At 64.4% G+C, this 14,950-nt stretch carries 17 protein-coding genes; all 17 read left to right on the top strand.

Annotation, left to right across the window (positions count from 1 at the left end; all coding sequences use genetic code 11):
* Positions 1-20 precede the first annotated feature (20 nt).
* The 17 genes from MICSW_RS04525 (at position 21) to MICSW_RS04605 (ending at position 14,944) form a co-directional block, all read left to right on the top strand.
* Positions 21-1,448 (top strand): hypothetical protein, encoded by a 1,428-nt coding sequence (locus MICSW_RS04525; protein ID WP_464496895.1) that lies wholly within the window; start codon positions 21-23, stop codon positions 1,446-1,448.
* 164 nt (positions 1,449-1,612) lie between these two features.
* Positions 1,613-2,791, top strand: a complete 1,179-nt coding sequence (locus MICSW_RS04530) for a phage portal protein (protein ID WP_464496900.1) — start codon at positions 1,613-1,615, stop codon at positions 2,789-2,791.
* A 9-nt stretch (positions 2,792-2,800) separates the two neighbouring features.
* Complete coding sequence (locus MICSW_RS04535) at positions 2,801-3,487, top strand: HK97 family phage prohead protease (protein WP_464496905.1); 687 nt, start codon at positions 2,801-2,803, stop codon at positions 3,485-3,487.
* A gap of 115 nt (positions 3,488-3,602) precedes the next feature.
* A complete protein-coding gene (locus tag MICSW_RS04540; protein ID WP_464496909.1) occupies positions 3,603-4,973 on the top strand; it encodes a phage major capsid protein in 1,371 nt (456 codons plus the stop codon).
* A 159-nt stretch (positions 4,974-5,132) separates the two neighbouring features.
* Complete coding sequence (locus MICSW_RS04545; protein WP_464496913.1) at positions 5,133-5,786, top strand: hypothetical protein; 654 nt, start codon at positions 5,133-5,135, stop codon at positions 5,784-5,786.
* A gap of 80 nt (positions 5,787-5,866) precedes the next feature.
* The gene (locus tag MICSW_RS04550) at positions 5,867-6,430 is read left to right on the top strand and encodes a hypothetical protein (protein WP_464496918.1); all 564 of its coding nucleotides are present in this window, start codon (positions 5,867-5,869) and stop codon (positions 6,428-6,430) included.
* Complete coding sequence (locus MICSW_RS04555) at positions 6,427-6,813, top strand: hypothetical protein (protein ID WP_464496922.1); 387 nt, start codon at positions 6,427-6,429, stop codon at positions 6,811-6,813. The genes MICSW_RS04550 and MICSW_RS04555 overlap by 4 nt, the downstream gene beginning before the upstream one ends.
* 2 nt (positions 6,814-6,815) lie before the next feature.
* The gene (locus MICSW_RS04560) at positions 6,816-7,235 is read left to right on the top strand and encodes a hypothetical protein (RefSeq protein WP_464496927.1); all 420 of its coding nucleotides are present in this window, start codon (positions 6,816-6,818) and stop codon (positions 7,233-7,235) included.
* A gap of 42 nt (positions 7,236-7,277) precedes the next feature.
* Complete coding sequence (locus tag MICSW_RS04565; protein ID WP_464496931.1) at positions 7,278-7,748, top strand: hypothetical protein; 471 nt, start codon at positions 7,278-7,280, stop codon at positions 7,746-7,748.
* Positions 7,748-8,947 (top strand): lipocalin/fatty acid-binding family protein, encoded by a 1,200-nt coding sequence (locus tag MICSW_RS04570; RefSeq protein ID WP_464496935.1) that lies wholly within the window; start codon positions 7,748-7,750, stop codon positions 8,945-8,947. The genes MICSW_RS04565 and MICSW_RS04570 overlap by 1 nt, the downstream gene beginning before the upstream one ends.
* Positions 8,944-9,306, top strand: a complete 363-nt coding sequence (locus MICSW_RS04575; RefSeq protein ID WP_464496940.1) for a hypothetical protein — start codon at positions 8,944-8,946, stop codon at positions 9,304-9,306. Before MICSW_RS04570 ends, MICSW_RS04575 begins: the two co-directional genes overlap by 4 nt.
* Positions 9,303-10,988, top strand: coding sequence for a hypothetical protein (locus MICSW_RS04580; protein ID WP_464496998.1), 1,686 nt, complete (start codon positions 9,303-9,305; stop codon positions 10,986-10,988). Before MICSW_RS04575 ends, MICSW_RS04580 begins: the two co-directional genes overlap by 4 nt.
* Positions 10,988-11,188: a hypothetical protein gene (locus tag MICSW_RS04585; RefSeq protein ID WP_464496948.1), complete on the top strand. Its 201-nt coding sequence runs from the start codon at positions 10,988-10,990 to the stop codon at positions 11,186-11,188. The genes MICSW_RS04580 and MICSW_RS04585 overlap by 1 nt, the downstream gene beginning before the upstream one ends.
* A gap of 7 nt (positions 11,189-11,195) precedes the next feature.
* On the top strand, positions 11,196-11,447 hold the full coding sequence (locus MICSW_RS04590) for a hypothetical protein (protein ID WP_464496952.1): 252 nt from the start codon (positions 11,196-11,198) through the stop codon (positions 11,445-11,447).
* Positions 11,440-12,234 carry a fibronectin type III domain-containing protein gene (locus MICSW_RS04595; protein ID WP_464496956.1) on the top strand — a complete coding sequence of 265 codons (795 nt, stop codon included), beginning with the start codon at positions 11,440-11,442 and terminating at the stop codon, positions 12,232-12,234. Before MICSW_RS04590 ends, MICSW_RS04595 begins: the two co-directional genes overlap by 8 nt.
* Complete coding sequence (locus MICSW_RS04600; RefSeq protein WP_464496960.1) at positions 12,231-12,491, top strand: hypothetical protein; 261 nt, start codon at positions 12,231-12,233, stop codon at positions 12,489-12,491. Before MICSW_RS04595 ends, MICSW_RS04600 begins: the two co-directional genes overlap by 4 nt.
* On the top strand, positions 12,491-14,944 hold the full coding sequence (locus MICSW_RS04605) for a glycosyl hydrolase family 28-related protein (protein WP_464496964.1): 2,454 nt from the start codon (positions 12,491-12,493) through the stop codon (positions 14,942-14,944). The genes MICSW_RS04600 and MICSW_RS04605 overlap by 1 nt, the downstream gene beginning before the upstream one ends.
* The last annotated feature ends 6 nt before the right edge of the window (positions 14,945-14,950 follow it).

Here is a 14,950-nt window from a genome sequence, read left to right on the forward strand (position 1 = left end):
AAGTTGCCAAGCATCTTGTCTTGCCGTCTGGCATCGTGTCGACGGGATACCCAGCCGTCGCGGCGCAGTGCGCGAAGATGGGCGTTGAGCACGACGACTGGCAGCAGGGTCTTGGTCGTGCGATTCTCGCGAAGCGTGAGACTGGGCTGTACGCGGCCGGTATCGGTGGTGTGCTGATCTCGATCTGCCGTCAGGTTGGGAAGACGTTCACGATCGGCACGATTGTGTTCGCGTTGTGCATCCTGTTTCCCGGGATCAAGGTGCTGTGGACCGCGCACCACTCGGCGACGTCGGATGAGACGTTCGACACGCTCGCGGCGTTGGCGAGGCGGAAGCGGATCCGCCCGTACATCCGGCAGATCCGGGCGGGCAACGGTAAGCAACGGATCCTGTTCACGAACGGGTCACGGATCATGTTCGGCGCCCGTGAACACGGGTTTGGTCGAGGCATCCCGGGCGTCGCGATCGTGGTCTTCGACGAGGCGCAGATCCTCACGTCGAAGGCGCTCGACGACATGGTGCCGGCTGCGAACACGGTCAAGAACCCGCTGGTTGTGTTCATGGGGACGCCGCCGAAGCCGGAGGATCGGGCGGAGTTCTTCAAGACGCGTCGGCGCACGGCGTTGAAGATCAAGGAGCGGCGAGCGGCCGGCGAAACCGTCGCGTCGAACATGCTCTACCTCGAGGTGGGAGCGAACGCGGGCGACGACCCGAATGACCCAGAGGTGCGGGCACGCGCGAACCCGTCCTATCCGCACCGCACGCCGGATGACGCGATCGAGCGGATGCGGGAACTCCTCGGCGATGAGGAGTCCTTCAAACGTGAGGGCCTCGGCATCTGGGACGAGGACTCGGACGGGACTGGCGCGGTCGACCTGGCGCTCTGGAAAGCGCACCGCGGAAAGCTCGTGGCGACGACGGGTCCGGTCGTGCTCGCAGCTGACACCAACCTCGACAGGAAGCTCTCCGCGCTGATGGCTGTCGGTGCTGGCGCTGACGGTGTGCCGCAGCTGCGGGTGGTCGAGTCGAAGGCTGGATCTGCGTGGATGGCGGAACTGGTTGTCCGCGTGTGCCACGAACATCCAGAGGTAGTCGCGATCGTCATCGACGAGAAGAAGTCGACCGAGCCGATGGCGGAAGCTGTCGCTTCGGCGCTCGAGGATGCAGAGCTCGCGGTCGCTGTGGTGCGGACGTCGTATCCGGACATGGCTGAGGCGTGTTCGGTGACGTTCGATCTGATCCATGAGGGTGTGATGCGTCACTCGGGCGATGCGGCGTTGGAAGCCGCGGTGCGGTCGGCCGTGAAGGACGAGCGAGAAGGGTCGTTCACATGGTCGCGGCGGAAAGCTGGCGCGGCCGTGGTGCCGCTCGTGGCGGGGTCGCTCGCTCTGTGGGAGTGGCTGCGGCGTCGAGACGCTGACTACGACGTGATGGATTCGATCGGATAGGTGAGCGTGTGCGGTATCTCCCGGAAGTTCTGCTGATCGTCGGTGTCATCGTGTGCGCTGTCGCCGCGTGGCTCGCGTTCGGTCTTGCAGCAGGGATCGCTGTCATCGGCGTCTCTTGTGTCGGCGTCGCGGTGATTCTGGATCGAGACGGGAAGAGGTGACCGGTGTTCCACAAGCGTGAAGCAACCTCGGATACCGTCGTCGCCCGCACCTCGTACCGTGGCCCATCCGGGTTGCCGGTGACGGTGAAAGCGGACGCTGCGTTGCGGCAGTCGGTCGGCTGGGCGGCGGTGATGCTCCGTGCCGGTCTGATCTCATCGTTCCCGATCGACACGTTCCGCACGGTGTCCGGAATCGACTACCCCGTGCAGTCGCCACCGGTGCTCGTGGACCCGTTCGGGCGTGGCGAGGTCTCTATTCAGGAGTGGATGCACTCGACACAGGTTGATCTGGATCGTGTCGGCAACTGTTACGGCATCATCCGTGAGCGGGACGGTCTCGGGAAGCCTCGAGTAATCGAGCTTGTCCGCCACGAATACGTCACCGTGAAGTCCAAGGCCGGTGTCGTCTCCTACGTGATTCGGGACGAGACCGGCACGACCCGGAAGTACGCACCGTCCGAGGTGTGGCACGAACGCCAGTACACGGTGCCGGGTCTGATCATGGGTCTCTCTCCGGTCGCGTACGCGGCATGGTCGCTCGGGCTGTGGGCGACAGCGGCAGAGTTCGCGGCGGAGTGGTTCACGAACCACGGCATCACCCCGTCAGGCATCCTGCGTAACAGCGAGAAGGTACTGAAGCCCGGAGCCGCGGACGACATCAAGGCGCGGTTCAAGGAGTCCGTGCAGGGTGGTGACATCTTCGTCACTGGCAAGGACTGGGAGTACAGTACCGGGCCTGCGTCGACCGCGGAATCACTGTTCATCCAGCAGATGGACTACAGCGACCAGGCCATGTGCCGGTTCTACGGTGTCCCCGCGAATCTCGTCGACGTCGCCGTGACGGGGCAGAACATCACTTACGCGAACGTCACTCAAGCAAACCTCCAGTTCCTGATCATGAAGCTCGGTCCTGCTGTCCAACGCCGCGAAACCGCGCTATCACGGATGCTCGCAGCTCCCCGGTTCGTGAAGTTGAACACCGCCGCGCTGCTGCGCATGGACCCGGAGACGACAAGCCGGATCCTCATCAACGAGGTGACGGGGAAGATCACCGCACCATCCGAGGCGCGCGCGTTGATGAACCGTGCCCCGTTCACACCCGAGCAGATCGCCGAGTTCGAAGCGCTCGGCATCGTCAGCGCCGGCACCCCGGCACCCGCCGTCAGCATCCAGAAGAGTTAGGACGCCAACATGGACCCGATCCTCGCAGAGGCGCTCGCGAACGCTGGCCGTGCCCGCGCCGCGCAGGTCGCACAACGCACCGACCGTCCCCGCCAGCGCCGATCCGCCGCGGAGCCGTCAGCATCCGCACGGATGTCCGCACGGTCACTGGTCACCGTCCGCGACGTCGTCGAGGGCGAATCGGTGCACTTCACCGGCCTCGCTTCGGCAACCGAACAGGCGTACGAGATGTGGGACTGGCTGGGGCCATACACGGAGATCGTGTCGGCCGGCGCGTTCGAGAACACGCTGAACCGCGCAGATCTCGATGTGCCGCTCGTTCTCCAGCACAACCAGCTGCGCCGCATCGCCCGCACCAGCACCGGCACCCTCACCCTCGCGGAAACAGACGAGGGCCTGAACGTCGACGCACCATCGCTGGACATGCGCGACCAGGACGTCGCGTACATCGTCCCAAAGCTGCGCGCAGGACTCATCGACGAGATGAGCTTCGGGTTCCGCATCGTCCGCGGCAAGTGGTCGCCCGACTACACCGAGTACCGCATCGACGAGGTCGACATCCACCGCGGCGACGTCGCGATCGTCGGATACGGGGCGAACCCGTTCACCGACGCTGGCGTCCGCCAGCACACAGACCCGGCCGCAGCGCGTTCGTTCGAACGCGCCCGACCGCTCGCTCTCCGCTCCCTGCGGTAGAGCAACCAAACACAGCACGCACGCGCTCTCGCGACATGCGCACGCTCCTCGGACTGTGCGCAGGCCTGACTGACCGGACGGCTGGAACACCGATTCCAGACAAAGGAGAAGTCCCATGACCCTTCGCGAAATGATCCGCCGCCGGCTCGAGCAGCTGAACCGGTCGATCACCGAATACAACGAGGTCGGAGAGAACCTCAACGCCCTTCGCGGCGCTGAGACCATCGACCAGGCAGCGATCGACGCTGCCGTCGCCCGCCGTTCCGAACTTGCATCCTCGATCGAGTCGCAGCAGGCGAACATCGACGAGCTCGAGCGTGAAGCCGAGCAGGACGAGCAAGTGCAGCGCGCCGCCGAGCAGCGCACCCCTGTCGCTGCGGCACCCGTCGTCCGCGCTGAGGTGAACGAAGCAAACCCCGTGTACCGTCGCGGCGACAACGCGACCTCGTACTTCCGTGACCTGTACACCGCAGGTCAGGGTGGTTTCGAGGGGGACGCTGCACGTCAGCGTCTCGCGCAGTCGCAGGAACGCGCCGCGACGTCCGCAGCGGGTGCCGGTGGCGAACTCGCCCCGCCGCTGTGGCTCGTCGAGGATTTCGTCGCTCTCGCACGCGCGGGCCGCGTCACCGCCGACCAGGTGAACCAGCGTCCTCTCCCGGACGGTGCGTCGTCGGTCAACATCCCGAAGGTCACCGGCAACACGGACCCGGCTGTGACCCAGACGCAGAACACCACGATCACTGAGGCGTCGTTCACGACCACCTCCGTGTCGTCCGGGATCGCGGAGATCACCGGCAAGCAGACGGTCCCGATCGCGCTGATGCGTCAGTCGGGCGCACCGATCGACGACATCATCGTCGCTGACCTCGCCGCGGCATACGCCGTGTCGCTGGACAGCCAGGTGATCGCCGGATCGGCCGCGAACGGCCAGCTGCGCGGGCTCATCACCGCGGGAACCACCATCACCTACACGACCACGGTTCCGTCCGTGGTGTCGGTGACGGCTGCGAACAGCTTCTACTCGAAGGTTCTCGGCGCGATGAGCGCGGTGACGGCGGGTCGCAAGCTCCCGGCAGACAAGATCATCATGACCCCGACCCGGTGGAACTGGGTGCTCGCGGCGCTCGACGGTCAGCAGCGTCCGCTGGTGATCCCGAACGGGCCCGCGTTCAACCAGCCCGCGGTCACGGGTGAGCCGACTGCGGAAGGCCCCGCAGGTACTCTGCTCGGCTTGCCGGTGTTCACCGACCCGAACATCCCCGCGAACCTCGGGGCCGGAACGAACCAGGACGTCGTGTTCGTCCTCCGTTCGTCCGACCTGTGGCTGTGGGAGTCGGAGGTCGAGTCGGCGTCGTTCGACGCGACGCTCGCGGCGCAGAACAGCATCCTGTTCCGTGTCCTCGGGTTCGCGGCGTTCATCCCGCACCGCCACCAGGCGTCCGTGCAGGTGATCTCCGGCACCGGCCTGGTCGCGCCGACGTTCTGATCGGCAACAGAAGTCACCCCTGATCAGGGTGACGAGGTGAGAGGGCCGGGTTCCTGTTCCCGGCCCTCTCACCGTCCCAACAGGAAGAAGAGAGAAGTGAAGACACGAGACCGCATCTCAATCGCATGGATAGACCCAGGCCAGGTCGACGGCGCGTTCATGACGTCCATCATCGAAGTGATGCGCGCCCGCACCGAACGGGTTGACGGCATCATCCGCATCGAAGGTGGGTTGCTGTCCCGTCAGCGCAACGAGGTCGTGAAGACGTTCCTCGACCACACGACCGCCGAGTGGCTGTTCATGATCGACTCTGACGAGCAGCTGTCCGTGCAGGCCTTCGACAAGCTCGTAGCGGCCGCGCACGCGGCAGCCCGGCCTGTGGTCGGTGGGTTGTACTTCGGGACGTGGCCGTCACCCGGGATGATGCCGAAACCGGTCCCTCACATCTACGTCCACGCCGCTGACGGGGTTTCTGTCGCGCCGGTCACCGACTACCCGGAGAACCAGATCATCGAGGTGGATGCGCTGGGTACCGGGTGCATCCTCATCCACCGAAGCGTGCTCGAGCAGATCAGGGAACACGCAGACCCGCACGAGGGTGACGCGTGGTGCTGGTTCCGCGACCTCCCCCTGAACGGGCTGTGGCTTGGCGAGGATCTCTACTTCTGCCGCCGCATCCGATCACTCGGTGTACCGATCCACGCCCACACGGGTGCAATTCTCCCGCACCGCCGCCGGTACTGGCTCGACCAGCGCCAATTCGAGGCCGCGCGGGAACACGTGAGGAGTAGCAGTGCGAACCACGACACCTGAACCAGCACACGGGCGTCCCGCACGCCCGCAGAGGACCGCAATAGACACCACCCCACGACAGCACCGGACGGAGGTGGAACGTGGCACTGACAACCGTCGACGAGGTCAAGAACATGCTCCGGTGGGGGACCGCTGAGGTCACCAAGTACGAGGGACAGCTTGACGCGTACATCGCTGCGGCGTCGAAGCGTGTCGAGGAGGACGCGGGGCCGTTCGAGGCGCGCACGGTCGTGCACGTCTGTGACGGTGGCGACACGATCCTGCTGCCGCACGCACCGAACGAGGTCACGCTCGTGCAGGTCACCGGGGACGGTGGCGGTGAGTGGGTTGACGGGTATTTCGTGCCCGTAGATGGGTGGGTGACGTTCGATGGCACCTACAAGGTGAACCACTCGGCGGGGATCTTGTACGGGCCGTTCCCGTACGGCCGGCAGAACGTGCGGGTGACGTTCACGGTCGGGATGGACACCATTCCCGACGATGTGCAGCTCGCGGCGACGATGGTCGCGGTTGACATGTGGGCGATCGCGTCGCAGCGTGCCCCGTCGCTGGATGATCAGGTCGACCCGTCGTACCTGATGCCGAAGGTGGTCCGTGACCTTCTCGCGCCGTACAAGCGTGCGCAGATGCCGGGGTTCGCATGAGCGCGTATCAGACCCTCAAGACCGTGCTTGAGAACATCCTGCCCGAGGGGTGGGGATTCAAGGGGTACGAGCCCATCGATGAGACACCTGATGCGGTGACCCTCACCATGAAGGTCCGTTCGGTGACCCGGCTTCCTGCCGCGCCGCTCGGTGGATACCAGGTGACGTGGGTTCTCACGATCACCACGGACCTCCCATCGCGGGAGTCGGCAGACCCGACCCTGTTCGATGACCTGATCGATTTCCTGTCCGTGCTGGACACCGACCCGTCCCTGTCTTGGCTGGGATGGAGCAACGCGGAGAAGGTCGCGGCCGGTGAAGAGTTCGAACGTCTCGCGTACGACATCACCCTGATAACCACAACCACGAAAGAGGAGGCCTGATCATGGCCCAGATTAACGTTGCCCCGATCATCCTCCGGGATGCTCTGCTGCGGTTCAGCTACGGCGAGGGGCCGACCACCAGCGACTACGAGATGCATGTCTCGCAGGTCGAGTTCACCCCGAACACGCCGACAGCGATGTGGAAGGGTCTCACCCCGACCGCGGTGTTCAAGAAGACCGGCGCGTCTGACTGGACGTGCACGATGGCGTTCGCTCAGGACTGGGAGACCACGGATTCGTTGTCGCAGTTCCTGTACGACCACGAGGGCGAGTCGATCGACGTCACGTTCGAGCCGGCGACGGGCGGGGCCGGGTGGGAGTCGACGATCCAGTGCGCGCCGGGTGTGATCGGCGGGACGGTGGACGCGATCCCGGTGGCGACGTCGACGATGGCGTGCTCGAAGCCGACCCGGGCTGTGTGACCTGTGCGCCTCGACGTCACGTCGTCGAGGGAGCTCACGGCGATGTTCCGTGCCCTCAAGTTCATTGAACGGGAGTGGCTGTCGGCGTGGACGAAAGAGGGACGGCAGAAGATTGAGCCGGAGTGGCGGGACCAGTTGGAACGGTCTCGCCCGAACCGGTTGCAGCGTGCCGTTCTGGTCCGCACGTCGCGGGTGTCGTTGTCGCGTAACTCGATCCGGTTGTCTGCGGGTGGGACGGGGAAACTGTCGTCGGGTGCGCGTCCGCGTGATCTGGCCCGCGCGGTGGAGTTCGGTCAGGACCAGGGCATCAAGACCCGGTATTACCGGAAGGATCCGCCCGTGCCGGCGCCCGCTAAGCATGTGGTGACGCGCCGCACTGCGCGGCCGGTTGGGCCGAAGTCCGCGAAGGGCAAGGTCGTGTGGCCCGCGCTGGGCAGGTTTGTGCCGCGCGCTGCGGCGATCGCGACTGACCTGTTCTACGAGATCCTGCGACGTGTACCGGGGGTGAACTGATGGCCGGTGCGATCAGCATCAACGTTGCGGCGAACGTCCGCGACGCGGTGCGGGGTGTCGATAACGTCGCCGACGCTGTGGAGGAGGTTTCTGACCGCCTCCGCGACATGACGAAGGACAGCGACCAGAGCGCTGACCGTCTCGAGCGTGACTTCAAGGAAGTGCAGCGGTCGACGGATAAGACCTCGGACGATATCAAACGGAAGTTCCGGGAAGCGTACAAGTCTGTCGGTAGGGCGTCGGATGACGCCGCCGATGATGCGGTGCGGGCACAACGACACATGTCGGAACAGGCGTCAGAGTACGGGTCCGAGATTCGGCAGAACCTCGGCGAGGGACTCGCGAACGCCGTCCGTGGTGATTTCTCGCAGCTTGGCGACACGATCGGCGACACGATCGGTGGAACGGTCGCTGGTATCGGCGGTATCGGCACGGCGGCAGCTGCCATCGCTACCGGTGTCGGTATCGGTGCGATCACGGCGGCGTTCATCGCCGCTGATGAGAAGCGGAAAGAGCTGCAAGCTCGGGCTTCCGATCTCGCTGACGCGTATATCGAGGCTGGCACGGCGATCCTCGACACGTTCGGTGAGGTTGAGCGTGCGCAGGCTGTCATATCGGACCCGGAGCAGAAGAAGAAGGTCGAGGACTACGCCAAAGCCCTCGGTGTGGATCTGCCGGTGGCGCTTGGCGCGTACGTTGGTCGGTCTGAGGATCTCGACAAGGTGCAGCAGATCATCGCGGATCGCACCGAGGAGAACACGCGGCTTACGAAGGAACTGGGTCGGGAGTGGAACGAGACGGGTGACGCCCAGTATTCGGCGAATCTCGACGCTATCGAGGCGGGGACTGAGCTGATCCAGGTTCAGAAGGACGCCGCGGACGGGTTCCAGACGTGGAGCGACTACCTGAACCATGTTGCGGAGTCAACCGAAGAGGCGACCAGCGAGCTCGATGAGTTCGGTGACACGATCGTCACCCTCCCGGGTGGGAAACAGATCTACATCGACGCGGAGACGGGGCAGGCGACCGACAAGACGGATGCGATTGAGAAGAAGATCTACGGCATCCAGAACAAGGACGTCTCGATCACAGCGCACACCGTGATCGACGATTCGGCGCTGCGTAACTACCGCGTGCCGTTCAAGATCGCGCTCCCGACGTACTTCCAGACCCCTAACTCAAGGCAGTTGCTCCCATGACATCTACGATCTCGGCTTCGGGTGGTGGCGGGTCTACGTCGCCGGCTCTCGTTCTCGGGTACAGGGCGGCGCGTCAGGGTCGGAACATCATCCACGATCTCATCGGTGACGGTATCGCTGTGACGCTGATCGGTTCCCGTTTGCGGTCGGGCACGTTGGCGTTGCTGTACCCGGTGAAGGCCGACGCGTTCGCCGCGGAAGCGCTCCTGGCATCCAAGGCGACGTTCACGTTGACGGACACGGATGTCGCCGAGGTGGGGATGAGTTTCGTTACTGATGGGGATGTGACGGTAGAGCTCGACGACGCGACCCGGGACGCGTGGGTTGTGTCGGTTGATTTCCAGCAGGTCGAGTCGTGAGCACTCAGATCCTCCGCCCGGTCGCGTCGGTGACTGTTACTGATGAGAACGACGAAGACCTTGAGGTTGTGGCTGACGACGCTCGCGTGGTGGTTGATTCGGGAGCTGTCCCGTACGGTTCTGCGACGGTGCAGGTTCCGCTGATCGCGCCGGAAACCATCGAGGTCATCGACCCGCGCGAGGACGTCCGTGCGACGGTGGCGATCGGTGAGGAGGGCGATACGCCTCGGGTGTTCGATCTGGCGGTGCGGTCGCGGCGTGTGGACCACAAGGCGAAGCGCATCGAGATGCAGCTCGCTACGGATGAGGCTCTGTTGCAGGACTACGCGCCGCTCACTGACGACGACACTCCACGGGACCATGAGGCATCGCTCCGCGACCTCATCAACTACGTGCTAGGTGTTGTGATCCCGGGCGCGGAGCTTGAGGCGGGATCGACCGACGCTGACCTCACCGCGGCGTGGCCGCTGACCAACCTGCACCCGAACCCATCAGTTGAGACGAACCTTGACGGATGGACGAACGGCAGCAACGCCACCGGCATCACTCGGCTGAACGCCTATGCCGATGACGGCGACTACTCTGTCCGTGCCGCGGCTGCAACAGCGGGTGGTTTCTGGATCGACTACGCCTCGAACCCGATCGGAGTGCGCGAGGGATACCTGTACTCCTGCACCGCGCGCATGCGTGTCGCGGTCGGCGCGACCGAGCGCACTGGGCTCGTGATGATCCGGTGGTACGACATCAACAACACACGCATCAAAGACACGTATGGCAATGAAGTTGCGTTGTGGAACGCAGGCTACCGGTACGTCCCCGTCACCGGCACCGCCCCCCCGGGAGCGGTCAAGGTCTCGCTGCACTTCCGCCTCAACGACGCATCGTCCGGACAGTACCTGTTCGTAGACAACGTGATCCTGAACGAAGGCGTCCCAGCCGACCCATTCAACGGTGATGACGCGGACGACGCGCTCTACATCTACTCATGGGACGGGGACACCGCCCACGCCTCGCCATCGAGCCGCACGCCAGTAGTCGAGCGCCTCCCGGAACTCTTCACGTGGCCCGCGGGTGTCAGCGCATGGGAGTTTCTTCAGCCGCTCACGGCAGTTGCTGGTCTGCGTCTCTACTGCGACGAGACTCGCACGTGGCGTCTTGTGGACCCGGCCGAGTTCACTTCGCCGGGACGTGTCTCCCTGTCGCCGCTGAACTCGACCGAGGGTGTCGACGAGATTTCGCGCGAGAACGCCGACATCTACTGCACGGGCGTTGTGGTGAAGTACTCGTGGACCGACCCGACAGGGACCGTGAAGACCGCGACCGACACGGCGGGCACCGCTGGCCGCGTGTTCATCGTCGAGCTGAACCGCCCCTATCCGGGGCCTGGGGTTGCGGCGGCGATCCTGGCCCGCCGGCAGGGTCAGGGCCGCACCCAGGATGTCACCGCATTGGCGGTGTGGACTGCGCAGCCGGGTCAGGAAGCGTCCATCAGCCTCCCGGGCACGGTAGAGCAGATCGGGCGTGTCGCTTCGGTCGAGTGGGAACTCCCTGCCGGTCTGATGCGTGTCGGCACGACAGGGCTTGTGGATGTGCCACCGGAGGCGTGGCTCGCCCTCGACCCCGGGGAAAGCTGGCTCGACTCGCCTATTGGTGAGTCCTGGACTGGAGAGGTAGTGGCCTGATGGCTATTGGTGACGACGCCGCAGCAGCCGGCATGGATTTGGTGTCAGGAACCGAAGACCGCCGTAACGGCTGGATCGAGATCAACGCGACGCGCGACGAGATCGCCCGTCGGGCATCCCGCGACGGCCTCGACATCACAGTCGACTCCACCGCACCATCAAGCCCCGCGTTGTGGGCGCTGTGGTTCGAACCGATCTGAGGTCACCGTGGCTGTTTTCGCTCACGCCGAGACCGGCGCACGCACGGTAGCCCGGAAGGTCACCGGCACGAACGTCACGGACGTGTCGCAGTGGCTGCATTCACTGGGGTTCGTGCTGTTCGCCGTCACGGAGGAGATGGTCGGACTCGTGATCGTCGCTGACGGTGACTCGCCCCGGGCCGTGACGGTGGCGGAGTTCGCCGCCGAGTTCGTGGTCCCGGAGCATCTCGTCGACGAGTACGGGGTGACCGATGACTGAGGGGTGGGGCGATCTAAACGGGTCCGCCCCGCAGCAGATCTACATCAACGTCTACCGCACCGGCCAAAGCGGGAACCAGTCGAACTACCGGATCATCGTCCGCTACCTCGCGGCCGGGTGGGGTTCGTGGACGAACAATACCCAGTATTGGTCGGCGAATGCTGGCGGGGCAACGTGGTCGGGCACGTGGAATATCCCGTACGCGAACCGTTACAACGACATCACCCTGCTCGATACGACGTTCTCCCGCGATCATGACGCGAACGGGTACGGGACGGGGTTCACGTCCACGGCGTCGATCGACACGGATCATTCGTCGATCGGTGATGGCTCCGTGTCGGTGTGGGAGGGTGCCCCGCCGCGGATCCCGAAAGCCCCGGGCGCGCCGGGGACACCGGTCCTGACGGACGCGTTGCCGACGTCGATCGACGCGGCGTGGACGGCACCGGCCGATAACGGTGGCGCGTCGATCACGAACTATCAGGTGCAGGTCGCCACGGATTCCGGGTTCGCCACCGTGGTGAAGACCGTCAACGCGGGCGCGGGCTTGTCGACGACGATCACGGATCTCACCCCGGGTATCGAGTACTGGGTGCGGGTGCGGGCGACGAACAGCGTCGGCTACGGCTCCTATTCGAGCTCGGCGTCTGAGGAGACCCTCGCTGGGGGCAGAGTGTGGGACGGGTCAGCGTGGCGGAACTGCAAGGTCTGGACGTGGGACGGGTCGCAATGGCGGCTGTGTCGGGTGCGGGCGTGGGACGGATCAGCTTGGAGGAACACCCGATGATCACACTTGGACCGGAGCATTGGACAGCGATCATCCTCGCGCTCATCACCCTTTTCGGCACTGTCGTGGGCGCGATCTTCACCTGGCTCGGCGGGCTGAACAAACGCACCGCAGAGATGCGGTCACGGCTGGAGAAGCTCGAGCGCCGCGACCGGCTGTCATGGCTGTACATCCGGTCTCTGATTGATCACGCGTACCGGCATGGTGCGCTCCCGCTGCCCGAACCGCCTGAAGGCTGGAACGAGAAGGACGACTGATGACCGATTACATTCCTGTGCCCCCGGACCCGTGGGTGCCGACCGCGACGGACTCTGAGACGAAGCTGTTCCCCGACGCGACGATGGACGCGCTCGACGAACACAACGACGGGCGTTACGCGACGACTGAGCAGGGTGAGAAGGCGGACTCGGCGTACCAGCTCCCCGAGGATGGCGTGCCGGCAACGGACCTCGAGGATGCTGTGCAGACCTCGCTGGGCAAGGCGGACACGGCGTACCAGCTCCCCGAGGCTGGCGTGCCGGCAACGGACCTCGAGGAGGCCGTGCAGACCTCGCTCGGGAAGGCCGACGAAGCGGTCCCGAACACGGAGGCGGGGCGTGCGGCGTTGGCGGCGTCACCTGAACTAAACGCTGCATTAGGGGCACCAGTTGTACTCGCGCCCGGTGCCACGATCGCCGCCGAGTCTCGACCCGGCACGCCTGTGTATCGGCAAGGTCTCGCCGACATTGGTCTTGTTGCGATCGCCAACACGGCAGGATCTGGGGTCGAGACCCGAATCTCACCGTTACTCACGCAAGATATCCCCGCAGGGTCAACCATCGTTCTCGCGCTCTCCTATCTTCCGCAATCTGTCCACGATTACGGTGACCTGCAAGTATCCGTTAGCGATAGCCGCGGAAACCACTGGGTGATTGTTGGTCAGGAGCAGTTCAGCACGACCTTCGGAATCCTCCTCGCCTACTGTGTCGTCTCCGAGCCCCTCAAAGCCGGTATGGCAATCACGATCAGAGAACTGCACGGACACAACATTGCCCGGATCGCCGTCGCCGCGGTTGGATTCGGGGGCGTGCTACACCCCGAGGGATTCGGCGCAGCAACATTCGCGACAGGAAGCGGTGGTGTTGCCGTTGACGCGACTACCCCGGATGAGGCGTCGGTGTCAGTGTTCGCGGTAAGTTCTGGCTTCACCACGGCTGCCGCGCCGGGGAGCGACTATGTTGCGGTGGGTTCTACGCGTACAACACTTGGCTCCGCGGATAAGCGGTTGGATCTGATGACCAAGGAAGTCGCCGCCGAAGAGTCTGCGGATGCCTCGGCGACCGGCACGGGCGGGAATTGGGCTGCCGTTGTTGCGACGTTCAAGGTCGATCCCGCTCCTCGTATGGAGGGCACCTGGGATGGCGTGAACGTTCGCGCACCTGGCATCTCCCCGGCTGGGGCGAACATGGTCTGGGTGTCGGATGGTGGAGACCCACGCTGGCGTCCCGGCGATGGCGATATCCGCGACTTCGGATACTCGACGGCTGGTGTTGCTGGTGTCGGGAACGCGAGCAAAGATACCGCCTGTTTGCAGGAAGCCCTCGCGTCTGCGATGTCAGCGGAGATGCCTGGGGCTGGGCATCCTGTGTATGTGCCACCTGGGAAGTTCAGCCTGGGAGAACAGCTGCACATCTATCACCCGGTAGGGCTGGGTGGGGCTGGTCGTTGGCGAAGCTATCTGACGCCGACCGCGGACCTTTCCGGTTCCGCGCTGGTTGTGGTTGATGATCTGAACCGTCACGGTCAGATGGACCTCGTGGGTGGAACGCTGCCATCCCTGGACGTGACCGTGTTGAATCAGGGCGCTGACATTCACGATCTGTCGTTCGTGCACGATCGGTCGTTCGTCTGCGACCCGTTCGTGACTCGGAACGGTGTGGACGAACTCACGATGACGCGGGTCGTGGCGTACGGGTTCCGAGGGACCTTCCGTCTAGGCGACCCCTCTCCGACCAACGGCACCCACGGGCGCGGCGGCGCAATTCGTGAGTCAACCTTCAACGATGTAAGAGTGATAGCGGGCGGCGACCCAAGCACCGCAGCTCCGTGTTTCTGGATCACGAACAAGCCAGAAATTGCACCGGGCGGGGGTGACGGTACGAACCAGCTCGATTTCAACGACCTCTGGCTCGTCTATAACTACACGCACGCCAAGATCAGCAACGTGAACAACGACGCCGATCCCACGCAGTTGCGTCGCGTTCAATTCAATAATTTCATGCTCCATGGGCCGATGCAGGGCTCCACGCCGTACTACGGGTTCGACGATGACTTGCTCCGCATCGAGGGGCTCGTTTCCGGTGTCTCGGTAGATCGGCTTCGGATCAACTCGGTCCCACCGGGTAGGGCAGCGGTTCGCGTGTCGCGAGGATTGCAACTGGACGGCATCACACCAAATGATGCAATGCTTCCGATCGGTCTGGCTTTCGATCAGATACATGCTGTCAACTACTGGGGTGACCTCTTCTACATTGACGGGGTGAAGGACGCATCGATCCGGGGCTTCATCGATCAGGACGACGACGTACTGGGTCAGCAGCTCGTCGTGCGTGACAGTGCGGACGCCATTCAGCGCCGCCTCATCCTGGATGCCATGCCATGGACGCCTTCGGGAAAGTTGACCGTCCCCGCTTCCGTGGCATCCAAGGTGGTCGTGCGAAACCCGGAGTGACGAAAG

The sequence above is a fragment of the Microbacterium sp. SW12 genome, assembly GCF_055391095.1.